The organism is Pseudomonas palleroniana (assembly GCF_003031675.1).
GTDB classification, from domain to species: domain Bacteria; phylum Pseudomonadota; class Gammaproteobacteria; order Pseudomonadales; family Pseudomonadaceae; genus Aquipseudomonas; species Aquipseudomonas palleroniana.
In genome coordinates, this window is sequence record NZ_PYWX01000007.1 from 42,671 (window position 1) to 57,854 (window position 15,184).

Sequence of the window (15,184 nt, forward strand, 5' to 3'; positions counted from 1 at the left end):
CGACAAAGGTCACCTGGCGCCATAGGCGAATTGTTATCCTGATTGGATGAGAGGCATCGGATAAGGCCCTTTGCTTTGTTTGATATCTGGACCTCAACCGGTCGGGCTTTGGGCAGTTGTTTTTTGAGAGAGTTGCAAATGACGTTTTTTCCTTGTTTTTTATCAGTGGTATTCGTCATTCGAAACAGATCAGATGAAGTCGAGCAGTTCCTTTGTGACGCAGCGTCTGTAATTGCCTCCATCGTCAGCGATTACGAGTTAATCGTTGTAGACAACGCTTCCAATGATGACAGTATTCGCGTTTTAAAGCGCCTGACCAGTGAAACTGGATTAGCGAATTTGCAAATCTATGCGTTGACCAAGGAGGTGGATGCAGATACAGCGTCTTGGGTTGGCTTGGAAAATGCGTTGGGCGATTTCGTTGCGGTGATTGATCCATTATCTGATGATATTCGGTTTATCCCTCAGATGCTCGATCAGGCGGTCAATGGCGCTGATGTGGTATTTGCAAATAATGCACAAAAACATAAGCAAAGTTTTGCTTATCGTTGGGCCAACACTGCATTTCATAGTCTTTATAACCGGTTTAATGGTGTGCACTTGGCTCGAGAAGCCCCTCAGTATCGTCTTCTCAGCAAAAGAGTAATCAACTTTATTCTTCAGCATCCGCAACCTGCAATTACCTATCGACATCTCCCAGCGACGGGAGGCTTTGCCCGTGCCTATTTGGATTATAGTTCCACACCCGCAGCCTCTACACCAAAGCGTTTAGGAGATAGTATTGATAGAGGGATGCGCTTATTAGTGTCGACCACACGTGCTCCCATGCGATTGGTGACGTCATTGTCATTGTTTGGAGCGCTGGCTAACCTTGCGTACTGTGTTTATGTCGTTTGTATTGCTATATTTAAAACAGATGTAGCGCCCGGATGGATAAGTTTCTCACTGCAGTTGTCGGGAATGTTTTTTCTAACCTCGCTGGTCTTGCTAGTGTTGGGTGAATATATTTTGAATATGGCGAGTTTATCAAGCGAAGGGCCGCTGTATCATGTAGGGCAAGAGTTTACGAGTGCACGTATTACCCGTTTTGATAAGTTGAACTTAGAAGAAGTGGTGTCAGGAATTTCGGCGTCCGAACCTACATCGAATGTTAGTCCTTCATGACACATCTCCACCAGGATGCCGTCATCATCGGTGGAGGGTTCTACGGTGCCGCAATTGCTGTTTATCTTGTAAAGCAGAAAGGGTTTAAGCATGTTGTGCTGATTGAGCGCGAGGCCGCTTTATTAACGCGGGCGTCTTACAATAACCAAGCACGCGTCCACAATGGTTATCACTACCCAAGAAGTTTCACTACTGCTTACCGCAGTCGAATAAATTTTCCGAAATTTGTTCGTGATTGGCCTCAGGCGATAAATCAAGACTTTACTAAACTGTATGCTATTTCACGTAGAAACTCTAAAGTGACATCCAGGCAGTTTGAGCGATTCTGTCGTGAGATAGGTGTCGAGTTTAGGGCAGCGGACCCCGTGTTACGTACATTATTTGAGCCTCGCTTGATTGAAAGTGTATACGTCGTCAACGAATATGCATTTGATACTCTCAAGCTTGCGAGCTGGGCTGCGCGAGAGCTAGCGGAGAACGGTGTTTCAGTTCGGTGTAATACTCATGCGTTGACTATTTCGAAAGGTCGGGAGACGCCATTGCAGGTGGGCGTTCGCACTAACTCGGGTACAGAACAACTCATCCAGAGCCGTTATGTTTTCAACTGTACCTATAGTGGCCTTAATCAGTTTGCTGGTGATTTTTCTGGGATTCAGAGTAGCCTGAAGCAAGAAATAACTGAAATGGCGTTGATGAAAATGCCAGATTCACTATGTGGATTGGGGGTTACGGTTATGGATGGGCCCTTTTTTTCAATCATGCCGTTTCCTGCTCGGGGCCTGCACACGTTGTCCCATGTCCGTTATACGCCGCATCAACACTGGTGTGATCAGCCAGACCTTGATCCTTATGAAAAGCTGCGGAGTTACCATAAAGCCAGCAGAGTCGAGCGTATGGTGCGGGACGTTGCTCGCTATATGCCAGATGTTTGGCGGGCAACCTACCAAGAATCATTGTTTGAGATAAAAACTGTTCTTGCTAAAAATGAAAGTGACGATGGGCGGCCGATTCTCTTTGAGAGGCACACCACGTTACCTGGCTGCTACTCGATCCTCGGCGGTAAAATTGACAATATTTATGATGTCTTGGAGAGGCTGAATGAAGTTGTTTAGCGCGTCGGACGACCACGCTGTTTCTCATGCGGCTGATCTTAACGATTATACTTTGGCTGATCGTTGGGCGGACTTTGATGGCCACTTAGACGTCATGAAGCTTGTAACCTATCCACCGGGAAAGCCGCTAGTTAAATTTTCAAGTATTAGCTCTTATATTATATTGGCACTTAAACTTTTTGGTTTTTACGTTATGTTTAGCCTTGAATTATTGATTGTTAATCAGCCGGCAGGTGCCAATTGAATGCATTGATTGGTTGTTCAGGATTTGTGGGTAGTACTTTGCTAAAACAAAGTTCTTTCGAATATTCCTATCGATCTACAACGATTGGAAAAATTGAAAATAAAAAATTCAATGTGGTCGTCTGTGCAGGAGCGCCAGCCCAGAAGTGGATCGCTAATAAAGATCCTCAAGGTGACCGTCGTACGATTGAAGGGCTGATTGCACACCTGAAAACGATTCAATGTAAAATGTTCATTCTAATTAGTACTGTCGACGTTTTTCGAGATCCGCTGGGTGTTGATGAAGATACTGTCGTTGAGGAGGACGGATTGCATGCTTACGGCCTCAATCGCCGCGCCTTAGAGAAATTTGTCGAGAGTCAATTTTCTAATCATTTGATTGTTCGATTGCCCGGCTTGGTGGGCCCGGGCCTGCGCAAAAATGTTATTTACGATCTATTGAATTATAACAATCTTACCGAAATTGATAGCCGTGGAGTATTCCAATTCTACCCAATGGTCAATCTTTGGTCTGATATTGAGAAAGCCGTCGCCGCCCGGCTGAAGTTGGTTCACTTGACGGCTGAACCGGTCAGTGTGAGTGAGATTGCGTCCCTTGGGTTTGGTAAGCATTTTTCTAACATGACGGCTAGTTCTCCCGCAGTTTATGATTTCCAAAGCAAACACGCGGATGTATTTGACGGGCAAGGCCGTTATCAATATAGCTCGCGTGAGGTTCTTCTCGCCATCAGAGCGTATGCGCAATCAGAGCCCGTGACTATTACATCGAGGTAACTATGAGGCTCGCGGTTTCTAATATTGCTTGGGACGTTTCAGAAGACGAGGCCATTGCGGCGCTTCTACACCGCTACGCAATTGATGCTATTGATATCGCACCCGGAAAGTACTTCCCCAACCCAATTGATGCAACCACGGCTGATATTTTTCGAGTCAAAAAGTGGTGGGCTGATCGAGATATCGAAATCACCGGCATGCAGGCGCTGTTGTTTGGGACCACTGGGTTGAATGTGTTTGGCTCCGGGGAGGACAGAGCCAAATTACAGACACATCTAGCAGCGGTTTGCCGTATAGGAGCAGAGTTGGGCGCCTCCCGAGTGGTGTTTGGCTCCCCCAAGAATCGTGATCGTACGGGGCTAGATGATGCGCAGGCGGCGGCGATAGCATTACCTTTTTTTCGAAAGTTAGCAGATGTCGCGCAAGCACTAGGAGTAACAGTCTGTCTTGAGCCAAACCCCGAGCATTATGGCGCAAATTTTATGACTGACAGTTCTAGCACCGCCGCAGTGGTTAAGCAACTGGCACATCCCGCACTCCGGATGCAATTGGATACTGGCGCTTTGACGATTAATGGCGAGGATCCCCGAGTGGTCCTGCATGATTATGCGGCGTTGATCGGTCATGTGCACCTCAGTGAACCCGATTTGGTACCTTTGGGTGATGGTGATACAGCACACCAGCTGATATCTCGGGTTCTGAGCCAGTACTTGCCAGAGCATGTGTTGACCATTGAGATGGTTGCGACGACCAGTGAGCCACATGAGGTTTCTATTGAGCGTTCCATACAAGTCGCGCAGCAACATTATCATAACTTGCGAACTGGAGCTGATGTATGAGCGCTAAATGGTTCATTTTGATTTTTGGAATACTCTCCAATGCATCTGCTAGTGTTTTGATAAAAATGGCGATGATGCCACCAAGAAAGTTTCCCTCTCTAAGCGATCCTATTGCTGCCCTGAGTAACTGGCCATTTTGGCTTGGGTTGTCATTGTATGGCGGCGCATTTCTATTTTACGCGAGTGCTCTTGCACGTCTTCCTTTGAATGTCGCTCATCCGGTTTTGACAGCCGGGGCTATTGCTACTGTCGCATTGTTTTCTGTCTTTTTTTTTCGTGAGTCCTTTCATTGGACGACAGTGGCGGGGATTGTACTAGTTATCATTGGGGTTGGTTTGATCACTGTTCGTGTATCTTGAAGGTATATAACATCATGAGTACTCCAGATAATGTTTCATCTGTTTGTGAGCATTGGGTGGTGCCTGCTTATAATATTCAACTTTGGCTTGGTCGTCAGCATCCCTGCTGTGTAATCATTCCAGTGATCAATGAGGGGGAACGGATTAAAAATATGTTGAATAAGATGCATGCGCTTAATATATCGGGTGCTGCTGACATTATTATCGTCGATGGTGGGACTACTGATGGTTCACTCGGTGTATCTGCTTTACAACAGTTGAGTGTAAGAGGGCTCTTGCTTAAAACCTCTGCAGGAAAGCTCAGCGCGCAGCTTCGTTGCGCCTATGCTTTCGCGCTCGAACAAGGGTATGAAGGTATCGTAACCATTGACGGGAATGATAAGGACGATCCGAGTGCCATCCCTGATTTTATCAATGCATTAAAAAACGGGATAGACTTCGTGCAAGCCTCGCGATTTGTCGTGGGTGGCGTCGCTGAGAATACTCCTAAATTACGAGATTTTGCCATTCGATTTGTTCATGCGCCGATGCTTAGTCTGTTTTCCGGGTTTAAATGGTCCGACACAACTCAAGGCTTCAGAGCGTATAGCCGTAGACTGCTGGAAGATCCGAGAGTCTCTATTTTTCGTGATGTTTTCGTGACATATGAGCTTTTGGCTTATCTTTCATATAGAGCCCCTAAACTAGGTTATCGTTGCATTGAGCTGGCTACCGCCAGGCGTTATCCCGAGGGAGAGGTGCCAACGAAAATCAGCAGCGTGAAAGGTAATTTATCGATCTTATTCGTGTTATTTAAAACGTGTTTTGGTCGTTATAACCCTTGAGTTTTCAGTGGCGGCTTTTAGGCCTTCATGAACGCAGCTGGACTGGGAGTGTCCCAGCACATGATAATCAGTGCTGGGTTTCGTAGTGTATTTAGACTTCCTTGGGTTTTTTTTGTTTGACAGGTTTTTTTGAATGTATATTTACAAGTATTAAGAAGGATACGCTTGCTATGAAGCACATCCAATATGCGTATCTAAAGTCCGCAGCAGGTGTTATGGGGAAGTAGCTGAGCATATAGCTCAACCCTGAGAAAGGGAGCAGCCAAAGGGCGGCTCCCTTGGGATCCTTACATAAAGTTAGCATCACCACCAAGCTTAAGCTGATTAAGATCCATGTGTATGGTTTAAATAGCTCCGGCACTATATCTTGGGAGGTTGTGATGTATTGTTCTACTAAGTGTTTCGAAGCCGACTCTTCGCGATTGCCTGAACTTGCCGTGAACGGCTGATTCTTGACGCTGAATTCGCTGTAATAATAAGGTGCCATCGATGGTGCACGAATGAGATTGAGAAAAGCATTCAGCCGAAAGTTTGCATAAGTCGAAAAATGCAGCGGGATATTTGCTAGCCACACAGCCTTCAACTCTGCATAGTGTACTCTAGTGATTTCGGTGAATTTTTCGTCGGATAGGCAGAATGCGGCTCCGATCTCGTGGGCGTGAAGGTAGTCACAGCTTTTGATGGTTTCCATTTCTTCTCTATTCAAAAAGCTGACGGGTATATCTACTCCTTGCAATTTAAGGGCTATGACATCGTCAAATAAAACGTAGCTAACCGGGTTGGCTTTTTTGGCATTTAACAAGGCGCTTGCTGACAAATGTGCTATCACGAATGTCACAATGCCAACAATCATAAATCCAAGCAGGCTTTTTTTAGAGCTGACCTTGAAGATGCTTGCACATAGGAATGCCATTAAAAACACTCCGGCGCTGAGCGAATTGGAGCGAACGAGTGATCCATAAAGAAATAAAATTATCACCAAGGCGGCTGCAAGCACGGGAAATTTTTTCTGATCTCTGAAATAAATACATATCGCAATGGAAAGCCCCCATGAGTAGGCCATTCCAACATCTTTCCAAATCGTAAACTGAAAATTCATTACCCAGGGAAGTAGGGGGAGAATCAAGAATAAAAAACCAAACCTATGTCCTTCTCGGATACTCCATTTGAAGAGTAATAGCGAAGTACCCCATAACAAAGTAAAATGGAAAATCAGCATGGCGCCTGGGCCATCGCTTAAATTAAGAAAGAGGCTCCAGAGAAAAGCCATCGTCGGAGGCTGCCAGTCGGTATACGTGCCTGTCCGAGCTTGTCTGAGTTGATCTAGACTGTCCCACGTCATGGCCCCAGGATAAAGAGCGGTAAGTGAATATATCGAGACGATAATCGAGGCGAGCCCCATCAGATTAAGATAGCGGTTATTCACAAACAGATAATCCAATAGTGAAAGTATTTCATCCATTTTAGCAGTTATCTAGCTTCGATACTTGAAAATGACTAGTGATTTTACCTTCAAGGCTATGTTGTTAGAAAATGATCGAATCAGGATCGGATAGTCAGGCTGTAGGCAAGCATGCAACGTTCCCGGCGCTGTGATCTGCTCCTACACGGATTGACGGGGGGGAACAGGCTGTATGCACTGAAGCGACGATACATACTTAGCAATGCTCTGCTTTTTGACATGCGCGCCACATCATCTAAGTTTGGAGAGCAGCTTCGGATTGGCTGCCTTTCTTATGATGTCATGGAGTATATCGATTATGTATAACGCTGTTTTTTCTGCACTTTTTCTTGCGTTTCTAACCAGTGCTACCTCATTGGCGTACGCGGTCCCTGCCTCCAAGGCCGAGAGCGCTGTCTCTATTGCGGTTCAGTCTGGCGGCACCCAACAGTCCGTCAAAGTCAAACTCAATTCGGCCGACGCGGAGACCTTGAGGCGCGACCTATTTGGTATCGGCGCCTCCAAGGCTAAAGCGATTGTCGCTTACCGCGAGAGCAATGGCCCATTCACAGTGGTCGATGAGTTACTGGAAGTTAAAGGTATTGGCAAGGCACTTCTGGAAAAAAATCGCGATCGTTTGGAAGTTAATTAAGAAACCTTAGGTAAAAAAGGCCGGTCATTGACCGGCTTTTCTGTCTATAAATTTTCATGTTACAGCGCGCTGCAATCAGCACATGTGTTGCTAGCTTGGCATTCTGGTGCGCTACGCGGCGATATCATTACTCCCTACTGGCATCGACATGCGGCTACTTCGTCACGTCGAAAACGGACGGAAGCTCTTCGCTGATGATGAGGAGCGCACATAGCTAACTCGCGAGCGATTGAAAATTTTAACGGCGTCGCACTTTTTACTCCACCTGGCGTTATTGGCATGAAACGTGATCCCGTTTTGGCCAATGATTGTTCAACAATCTCGAGGTGGATATGTCACTCAGTTTGTCTTTAGCGGACCAGATCGTGCGGGAGCTGCGCGCTGACATCATCGGTGGGCGGTTATCTCCGGGTATGTCGTTGATCGAGATGGATCTGGTCAAGGGATATAACGCATCGCGCAATACGATTCGTGAGGCGTTGCATCGCTTGAGTCAGGAAAGGCTCACACGTTATGTGCGCAACAAGGGTGTGATGGTTCGGCGCGTGGAGCGAAAGGAGGTGCATGATCTGTTTATGGTCCGCCGCACTCTGGAGTTGCAGGCGATTGCTCAGAGTCGCGCGCTGACAAATTCCCAATCCGAGTGTATGCAGAGTTCCATTGAAGCGGCGGGTTTGGCCTGCGAGCGAGAGGACTGGCGGGCCGTTGCTACGCACAGCCTAGTATTCCACCAACAGATTGTCGGGCTTATGTGCAGTACCTTGTTCGATGATTTTTTTGCCCAGATTATTGCTCAGTTGCGCCTGATGTTTTGTGCGGCGCCCAACGAGCAGTGTTTTCAGCTACCTTGGCTGGAACGGGACCAAGAGATCTACACGTTATTAGTTGGTAACAATAAGCTGGCCGCCTTAGAGGCGATGAGCCTGTACCTGGACGATTCCGAACGCCTTTCCCTCGCCTTGTTTGATCACCCTTGAAGGAGGGTTGCCCCATGTACAAAGACTACCCAGCTGCTTACCAAGTCAGCAAAGGCTCTGCGCTGCAAGTCGATACGGCGTTCTATGAGCGTATTCGTGACCGTGCCGGCCAGCGCACGCTGATCGAACAGTTCGAGGTGCCAATTCGGACGGGGAGGGCGTGGAAGGTGCCGGCCGGGCATGTGTTCCGTGTCACTACGCCGGTGGGGCCGCAGGTGGGTGACTTCAACGTGTGGAACGCCAATGACCCGCGCGAACGTCTGTGGGCGGCGCGTACGAGGCAATTGCAGGGCGCCCATGTCAGCACCCACGACCGGCTATGGTCCAACCTGCCATTTTTAAGACCTCTGGTAACGATCACCGATGACAGTCTGGCCGGCTATGGCATCGACGAACATGGCGGTCGTTTGCATGATCTGCTGGGCACGCGCTGCGATCCGTATGTGAACCGCATGCTGACGGGGGAGGACTTCCATCATCATTGCCACTCCAACCTCACTCGTGCGGTATTGCCCCACGGCCTGACGGAATTCGATGTGCATGACGTGCTGAATATCTTCCAGTGCACCGGGCTCAATCATGACGATATGTACTTCATGAAAGCCTGCCCGGCGCAGAAGGGCGACTACCTGGAGTTCTTCGCCGAGATCGATCTGCTATGCGCATTATCGACTTGCCCTGGCGGAGATCTCTCGCTGCCGATGTGGGGGCCGGACGCGCAGGACCCGTTGACGGTGTGCCGTCCGCTGGGGGTCGAAATCTACCGATTGGAGGATGAGTTATTGGACGGCTGGACTCAGCCTGAGCGTGCTGCCTACAGGGGGCAGCACGGTTTGCACATTGCCAAGGCGGCCTGGGAGTAAACCGGCTTAGCGATCCTGCGCATCCTTGGCGTCGGCCTGGGCGTTGCGTTCGGCCACGCGTTTACGTTGTTCGTCGGTGAGTTCCACCTTGTTGGCGCTGTCACGCAGCATCAGCAGCCCACCGACGATCGACCCGATCGCTACCACTAAAATCAACCACGCATACCACGGCATAAGGCTCTCCTTGAGGCGGACTATCGTGGGAGAATTTTCCCACAGTAGTACCGCTTTGAGTCACGGGCATTCTGAGTAGTTCAGTGTAGGCCCGTTCCGCCTCAATATCTCAGAGCCCGGTCAACATCGCATCCGCCGGTGCGTCGGCGCGGTCCTGTGCGGTCATCTGGAAGTACACGAACCCCACCAGCATGAAACCCAGGAAGATCAAGCCGATCAGCGCATTGAACCAGGCCATGGCCACCAGGCATACCACGGCCAGCACCAGCGCAATGCCCGGCACGATGGGATAGCCCGGCGCGCGGAACGTACGTTCCAGCAGTGGCTCGGTCTTACGCAGCTTGAACAGGCTGAGCATGCTCATGATGTACATCACGATGGCACCGAACACCGCCATGGTGATCATGGCCGCTGTCAGTGTCATGCCGCCCAGGTTGATCAGGCCATCGCTGTAGATGGCGGCGATGCCGACCACGCCACCGGCGATGATCGCCCGGTGCGGTGTCTGAAAACGTGACAGTTTGGCCAGGAAGGACGGCAAGTAGCCGGCACGCGCCAGGGCAAAGAACTGACGCGAGTAGCCGAGGATGATGCCGTGGAAACTGGCCACCAGCCCGAACAGGCCGATCCAGACCAGCATGTGCAGCCAGCCCGAACCGTTACCGACCACGGCCTTCATGGCTTGGGGCAGCGGGTCGTTGATGTTCGACAGCGCACGCCAGTCGCCCACGCCGCCGGCAAAGAACATCACGCCCATGGCCAGGATTACCAGCGTCAGGATGCCGCTGATATAGGCTTTCGGGATGGTGCGTTTCGGATCTTTCGCCTCTTCGGCCGCCATGGCGGCACCTTCAATAGCCAGGAAGAACCAGATGGCGAAGGGGATCGCCGCGAACATCCCGGCAATCGCCGGCGCGCCGAAGGTATCCGCACCGGCCCAGCCATTGAGGGCAAAGTTGCTGAAGCTGAATGCCGGCGCGACCACGCCCATGAAGACCAGCAATTCGGCGACCGCGAGTACACACACCACCAGTTCGAACGTGGCAGCGAGCTTCACCCCGAGAATGTTGAGGCCCATGAACACGATGTAGGCACCGACGGCTGCGTGTTTCGGGTCCAGTGCGGGGAACTGCACATTCAGGTAAGCACCGATGGCCAAGGCGATGGCGGGGGGCGCAAACACAAACTCGATCAAGGTCGCGAGACCGGCGATCAAGCCGCCTTTTTCACCAAAGGCGCGGCGGCTGTAGGCAAACGGCCCACCGGCATGGGGGATGGCAGTCGTCAGCTCGGTGAAGCTGAAGATAAAGCAGGTGTACATCGCCGCGACCATCAGCGACGTCACCAGAAACCCCAGCGTGCCTGCCACGCCCCAGCCGTAGCTCCAGCCAAAATACTCGCCGGATATCACCAGGCCGACCGCGATGCCCCACAGGTGCAAGGTGCCCAAAGTGGGTTTGAGTTGTGTATTCATTATGGGGTGCTCCCTGAACCGGTTGGAATGATTCAAGGTGTTGCAGCGGCCATGCCAGCCCACGCAACCGTGTCGTAAAGACACGCGACTGTCGTCGGGGGAACGGTTTGGCGTTTGAAAGTCGCTGGAGTTGCACCAGCAAAGTGCGGCAGAGACTCGACTGGCGCTTTCGCGAGCAAGCCCGCTCCCACACTTCACCGAGGTTCATCAGAAAATACGCGGTCAAGTGTGGGAGCGGGCTTGCTCGCGAAGAGGCCCTCCCAGCCCCTGTAAACCTCCTGTAAAACCACTCTTTACGCCGTCTTTACGCCCCGCCCACGCCCTCGGTCTCGTTCCTTTACGCCGCTCCTGCGGACAATTGCCTCACACGCGGCAATCGCCGCAAAACGGAGAGACTTCCATGAGCGTTCTGGACGCGGTGTCACTGCTATTGGCCGTGGCGCTGTTCATTTATCTGCTGGTTGCGCTGTTACGCGCGGATCGGAACTAGGAGCGGGCTATGCACAGTTATGACTATTGGCTGATCATCGCCTTTTTTGCCGTGGTGCTGGTGCCGGCGCCGTTCCTGGGGCGGTTCTACTACAAGGTGATGGAAGGCCAGCGCACGTGGTTGAGCCCGGTTCTGGCGCCGGTGGAAAAAGCCTGCTATCGCCTGTCGGGCGTCGACGAGCACCAGGAGCAAAGCTGGCAGAAGTACACGCTGGCGCTGATCGCGTTCAACCTGGCCGGTTTTGTGTTGCTGTTCGCGATCCTGCTGTTCCAGGACTACCTCCCACTGAACCCGCAGAAATTGCCGGGGCAGGAGTGGACGCTGGCCTTCAATACCGCGGTCAGTTTCATGACCAATACCAACTGGCAGAACTACAGCGGCGAAGCGTCCCTGAGCTACCTCAGCCAGATGGTCGGCCTGACCGTGCAGAACTTCGTCAGCGCCGCCACCGGCCTGGCCGTCCTGGTCGCGCTCTGCCGCGGTATCGGTCGCAAGTCCACCAAGACCTTGGGTAACTTCTGGGTCGATATGACCCGCGCCACCCTCTATGGCCTGTTGCCCTTGTGCCTGGTGCTTGCGCTGTTCCTGGTATGGCAGGGCGTACCGCAGACCTTCGCGCATTACGTGGACGCCGTGACCCTGCAAGGCGTGGATCAAGTGATTCCGCTGGGCCCTGCGGCCAGCCAGATTGCGATCAAACAACTGGGCACCAACGGCGGCGGTTTCTTCGGCGTCAACTCTGCCCATCCCTTCGAAGACCCGACTGCCTGGGCCAACCTGTTTGAATTGGCCGCGATCATCCTGATCCCCGTGGCACTGGTGTTCACCTTCGGTCACTACGTCAAGGATCTGCGCCAGAGCCGCGCGATCCTGGGCTGCATGCTGGCCCTGTTCCTGATTGGTGGCGCGACTTCGCTGTGGGCCGAATACCAGCCCAACCCGACCCTGACCAACCCGGCGGTTGAGCAAACCGCACCGCTGGAAGGTAAAGAAGCCCGCTTCGGCACCACCGGCACCGTGCTGTGGTCGGTGACTACCACGGCGGCGTCCAACGGTTCGGTCAACGGCATGCAAGACAGCCTCAATCCCCTGAGCGGGATGGTGGCGCTGGTCAACATGATGGTCGGCGAAGTGATCTTCGGCGGCGTCGGCGCGGGCATGTACGGCATGTTGCTCAACGTGTTGATCGCGGTCTTCCTCGCCGGCCTGATGATCGGCCGAACTCCCGAATACCTGGGCAAGAAGCTGCAGGCCAAGGAAGTGCAATTACTCGTCGTGACCCTGCTGGTCATGCCGGTGGGTGTGCTGGTACTCGGCGCTATCGCCGCCAGCCTGCCCGGCCCGGCCGGTGCCATCAGTAACCCAGGGCCGCATGGGTTCAGCCAGTTGCTGTATGCCTATACCTCGGCCAGCGCCAACAACGGCTCGGCGTTCGGCGGTTTCAGTGGCAACACCGCGTTCCATAACCTGATGTTGGGCCTGGGCATGTTGATCGGCCGCTTCGGCTACATCCTTCCGGTACTGGCCCTGGCCGGTAGCCTGGCGATGAAGAAGACCGCGCCGATCGGCCAGAACAGCTTCCCCACCCACGGCCCGCTGTTCGTGACGTTGTTGACCGTGACCATCTTGCTGGTGGGCGGCCTGACTTTCCTGCCGACACTGGCGTTGGGCCCCATCGCCGAACACTTGAGCATGGGCTTCTGATAAGGGATATGACAATGAATATGCCTGCAAAAAATGCGGCTTCCGTAGCCACCCAGGAACCCGCCAAAACCGCCATTTCCGCGCTGTGGCGCCCGGCGCTGGGCCAGGCTTTCGTCAAGCTGGACCCACGGCAGCTGCAACGCTCGCCGGTCATGCTGGTGGTTGAACTGACCGCCATCCTGACGACCGTGTTGTGCTTCGTGCCCGACACCGCCGTGCCGACCTTTGTCGCCGTGCAAATCGCGGTCTGGCTGTGGTTCACCGTGTTGTTCGCCAACTTCGCCGAAGCCTTGGCCGAAGGTCGCGGCAAGGCCCGCGCCGACAGCCTCAAGGCCGGCAGTGAAGGTCTGAGCGCACGGCGTAAAGAGGCCGATGGCAGTTTCAAGGTGGTGCCGGCCACCAGCCTGCGTAAAGGCGACGTGGTCCGCGTTGCCGCCGGGGAAATGATCCCCGGTGACGGCGAGGTCATCGAAGGGATTGCGGCGGTCAACGAAGCGGCGATCACGGGCGAATCCGCGCCGGTGATCCGCGAGTCCGGCGGCGACCGTTCGGCCGTCACCGGCAACACCCGGCTGGTGTCGGACTGGTTGCTGATCCGCATCAGCGCCAACCCCGGTGAGTCGACCCTGGATCGTATGATCGCCCTCGTGGAAGGCGCCAAACGTCAGAAAACCCCCAACGAAGTCGCGTTGGACATTTTGCTGATCGGCCTGACCCTGATCTTCCTGTTGGTGGTGGTGACCCTGCAGCCGTTCGCTCACTTCGCCAATGGCAGCTTGCCGCTGGTGTTCCTGGTCGCACTGCTGGTGACGTTGATTCCTACCACCATTGGTGGGCTGTTGTCGGCCATCGGTATCGCCGGCATGGACCGCCTGGTGCGCCTCAACGTGATTGCCAAGTCCGGGCGTGCCGTGGAAGCGGCGGGGGATGTACACGTATTGCTGCTGGATAAAACCGGCACCATCACGTTCGGCAACCGTCGCTGCGCGGCAGTGCTCGCAGCGCCTGGCGTCAGTGGCCGGGACCTGGCCGAAGGTGCTTTGCTGGCGTCGCTGGCGGACGACACGGCCGAAGGCAAGTCCATCGTCGAATACCTGCGCGCCCTGCACCCCCAGGCCGAGCCGACCCTGGATCAACTGACCGCCGTGCCGTTCAGTGCCGAAACCCGTTTATCGGGTGTCGACTACCAGGGCCGTGTGTACCGCAAAGGTGCCGTGGATTCGCTGCTGGCATTCATTGGCCAACAACGTCGTGATCTGCAACCGGCACTGTCCCGCGAAATCGACAAGATTGCCCAGAGCGGCGGCACACCGCTGCTGGTGTGCGCCGATGGCAAATTGCTGGGTGCGATCCACCTCAAGGACGTGGTCAAGCCTGGCATCCGCGAGCGTTTCGCCGAGTTGCGCAAACTGGGCATCCGCACGGTGATGGTCACCGGCGACAACCCACTGACTGCCGCCGCGATTGCCGCCGAGGCGGGTGTGGATGACGTGCTGGCCGAAGCCACGCCGGAGAAGAAACTTGCCCGCATTCGCCACGAACAGAACGACGGCCGGTTGGTGGCGATGTGCGGTGACGGCGCCAACGATGCCCCGGCACTGGCCCAGGCCGACGTCGGCATGGCGATGAATGATGGCACCCAGGCCGCTCGCGAAGCCGCCAACATGGTCGACCTCGACAGCGACCCGACCAAGCTGCTGGACGTGGTACAGATTGGCAAGGAATTGCTGGTCACCCGTGGTGCGTTGACCACCTTTTCCATCGCCAACGACGTGGCCAAGTATTTCGCGATCCTGCCGGCGCTGTTTGCCGCGATCTACCCGCAGTTGGGCGTGCTCAACGTCATGCACTTGCAGAGCCCGCAAAGCGCGATTCTCTCGGCCATCGTGTTCAACGCGCTGATCATCGTGGTGCTGATTCCGCTGGCGCTGCGCGGTGTGCGCGTGCAGGCGGCAAGTGCGGCGGCGCTGTTGCGGCGCAACCTGCTGATCTATGGGCTGGGCGGGATTCTGGTGCCGTTCGTGGGTATCAAGGCGATCGACATGCTGTTGACCGCACTGCACCTGGTGTAACCCACCCCACTGGTTTGTCGAT

General features: G+C 53.5%; 16 protein-coding genes. 13 read left to right on the forward strand and 3 right to left on the reverse strand.

All coding sequences use genetic code 11. From position 1 onward, the window contains the following. The first annotated feature begins 138 nt into the window (after nt 1-138). The 7 genes from C9383_RS02050 to C9383_RS02080 are packed head-to-tail and all read left to right on the forward strand — an operon-like array spanning nt 139 to nt 5,315. The gene (locus tag C9383_RS02050; protein WP_090366069.1) at nt 139-1,164 is read left to right on the forward strand and encodes a glycosyltransferase; all 1,026 of its coding nucleotides are present in this window, start codon (nt 139-141) and stop codon (nt 1,162-1,164) included. Then, nucleotides 1,161-2,276 carry an NAD(P)/FAD-dependent oxidoreductase gene (locus C9383_RS02055; RefSeq protein WP_090366068.1) on the forward strand — a complete coding sequence of 372 codons (1,116 nt, stop codon included), beginning with the start codon at nt 1,161-1,163 and terminating at the stop codon, nt 2,274-2,276. Before C9383_RS02050 ends, C9383_RS02055 begins: the two co-directional genes overlap by 4 nt. Continuing rightward, nucleotides 2,263-2,520, forward strand: a complete 258-nt coding sequence (locus tag C9383_RS02060) for a hypothetical protein (RefSeq protein WP_090366066.1) — start codon at nt 2,263-2,265, stop codon at nt 2,518-2,520. Before C9383_RS02055 ends, C9383_RS02060 begins: the two co-directional genes overlap by 14 nt. Next, entirely contained in the window at nt 2,517-3,293 is a 777-nt protein-coding gene (locus C9383_RS02065; protein ID WP_090366064.1) for an NAD-dependent epimerase/dehydratase family protein, read from the forward strand. Before C9383_RS02060 ends, C9383_RS02065 begins: the two co-directional genes overlap by 4 nt. Before the next feature lie 2 nt (nt 3,294-3,295). Beyond that, nucleotides 3,296-4,132: a sugar phosphate isomerase/epimerase family protein gene (locus tag C9383_RS02070; RefSeq protein ID WP_090366063.1), complete on the forward strand. Its 837-nt coding sequence runs from the start codon at nt 3,296-3,298 to the stop codon at nt 4,130-4,132. Continuing rightward, complete coding sequence (locus tag C9383_RS02075) at nt 4,129-4,491, forward strand: DMT family transporter (protein ID WP_090366061.1); 363 nt, start codon at nt 4,129-4,131, stop codon at nt 4,489-4,491. Before C9383_RS02070 ends, C9383_RS02075 begins: the two co-directional genes overlap by 4 nt. Nucleotides 4,492-4,505: 14 nt before the next feature. Next, nucleotides 4,506-5,315, forward strand: a complete 810-nt coding sequence (locus C9383_RS02080) for a glycosyltransferase family 2 protein (RefSeq protein ID WP_090366060.1) — start codon at nt 4,506-4,508, stop codon at nt 5,313-5,315. A 91-nt stretch (nt 5,316-5,406) separates the two neighbouring features. Here C9383_RS02080 and C9383_RS02085 read toward each other — a convergent pair whose 3' ends face one another. Next, nucleotides 5,407-6,777: a hypothetical protein gene (locus tag C9383_RS02085; protein WP_090366059.1), complete on the reverse strand. Its 1,371-nt coding sequence runs from the start codon at nt 6,775-6,777 to the stop codon at nt 5,407-5,409. Nucleotides 6,778-7,075: 298 nt separating this feature from the next. Between C9383_RS02085 and C9383_RS02090 the strand changes: the two genes are divergently transcribed. From C9383_RS02090 to C9383_RS02100, 3 genes are all read left to right on the forward strand, one after another. Further along, nucleotides 7,076-7,408, forward strand: a complete 333-nt coding sequence (locus C9383_RS02090) for a ComEA family DNA-binding protein (RefSeq protein WP_090366057.1) — start codon at nt 7,076-7,078, stop codon at nt 7,406-7,408. Nucleotides 7,409-7,740: 332 nt separating this feature from the next. Further along, entirely contained in the window at nt 7,741-8,385 is a 645-nt protein-coding gene (locus C9383_RS02095) for a GntR family transcriptional regulator (protein ID WP_090372225.1), read from the forward strand. 14 nt (nt 8,386-8,399) lie between these two features. Next, nucleotides 8,400-9,248, forward strand: coding sequence for an urea carboxylase-associated family protein (locus tag C9383_RS02100; protein WP_060753227.1), 849 nt, complete (start codon nt 8,400-8,402; stop codon nt 9,246-9,248). A 6-nt stretch (nt 9,249-9,254) separates the two neighbouring features. Here the strand turns inward: C9383_RS02100 and C9383_RS02105 are convergent, their stop codons facing one another. Beyond that, a complete protein-coding gene (locus tag C9383_RS02105) occupies nt 9,255-9,422 on the reverse strand; it encodes a DUF2897 family protein (protein ID WP_008437727.1) in 168 nt (55 codons plus the stop codon). A 109-nt stretch (nt 9,423-9,531) separates the two neighbouring features. Further along, the gene (gene eat, locus C9383_RS02110) at nt 9,532-10,896 is read right to left on the reverse strand and encodes an ethanolamine permease (protein WP_060753228.1); all 1,365 of its coding nucleotides are present in this window, start codon (nt 10,894-10,896) and stop codon (nt 9,532-9,534) included. A 400-nt stretch (nt 10,897-11,296) separates the two neighbouring features. Between eat and kdpF the strand changes: the two genes are divergently transcribed. From kdpF to kdpB, 3 genes are read left to right on the forward strand one after another with little or no spacing between them, the layout of a single operon-like run. After that, on the forward strand, nt 11,297-11,386 hold the full coding sequence (gene kdpF / locus C9383_RS02115; RefSeq protein WP_057703805.1) for a K(+)-transporting ATPase subunit F: 90 nt from the start codon (nt 11,297-11,299) through the stop codon (nt 11,384-11,386). A gap of 9 nt (nt 11,387-11,395) precedes the next feature. After that, nucleotides 11,396-13,090 carry a potassium-transporting ATPase subunit KdpA gene (gene kdpA, locus C9383_RS02120; RefSeq protein WP_090366056.1) on the forward strand — a complete coding sequence of 565 codons (1,695 nt, stop codon included), beginning with the start codon at nt 11,396-11,398 and terminating at the stop codon, nt 13,088-13,090. A 14-nt stretch (nt 13,091-13,104) separates the two neighbouring features. Further along, entirely contained in the window at nt 13,105-15,162 is a 2,058-nt protein-coding gene (kdpB, locus tag C9383_RS02125) for a potassium-transporting ATPase subunit KdpB (protein WP_174554020.1), read from the forward strand. Nucleotides 15,163-15,184: the final 22 nt, after the last annotated feature.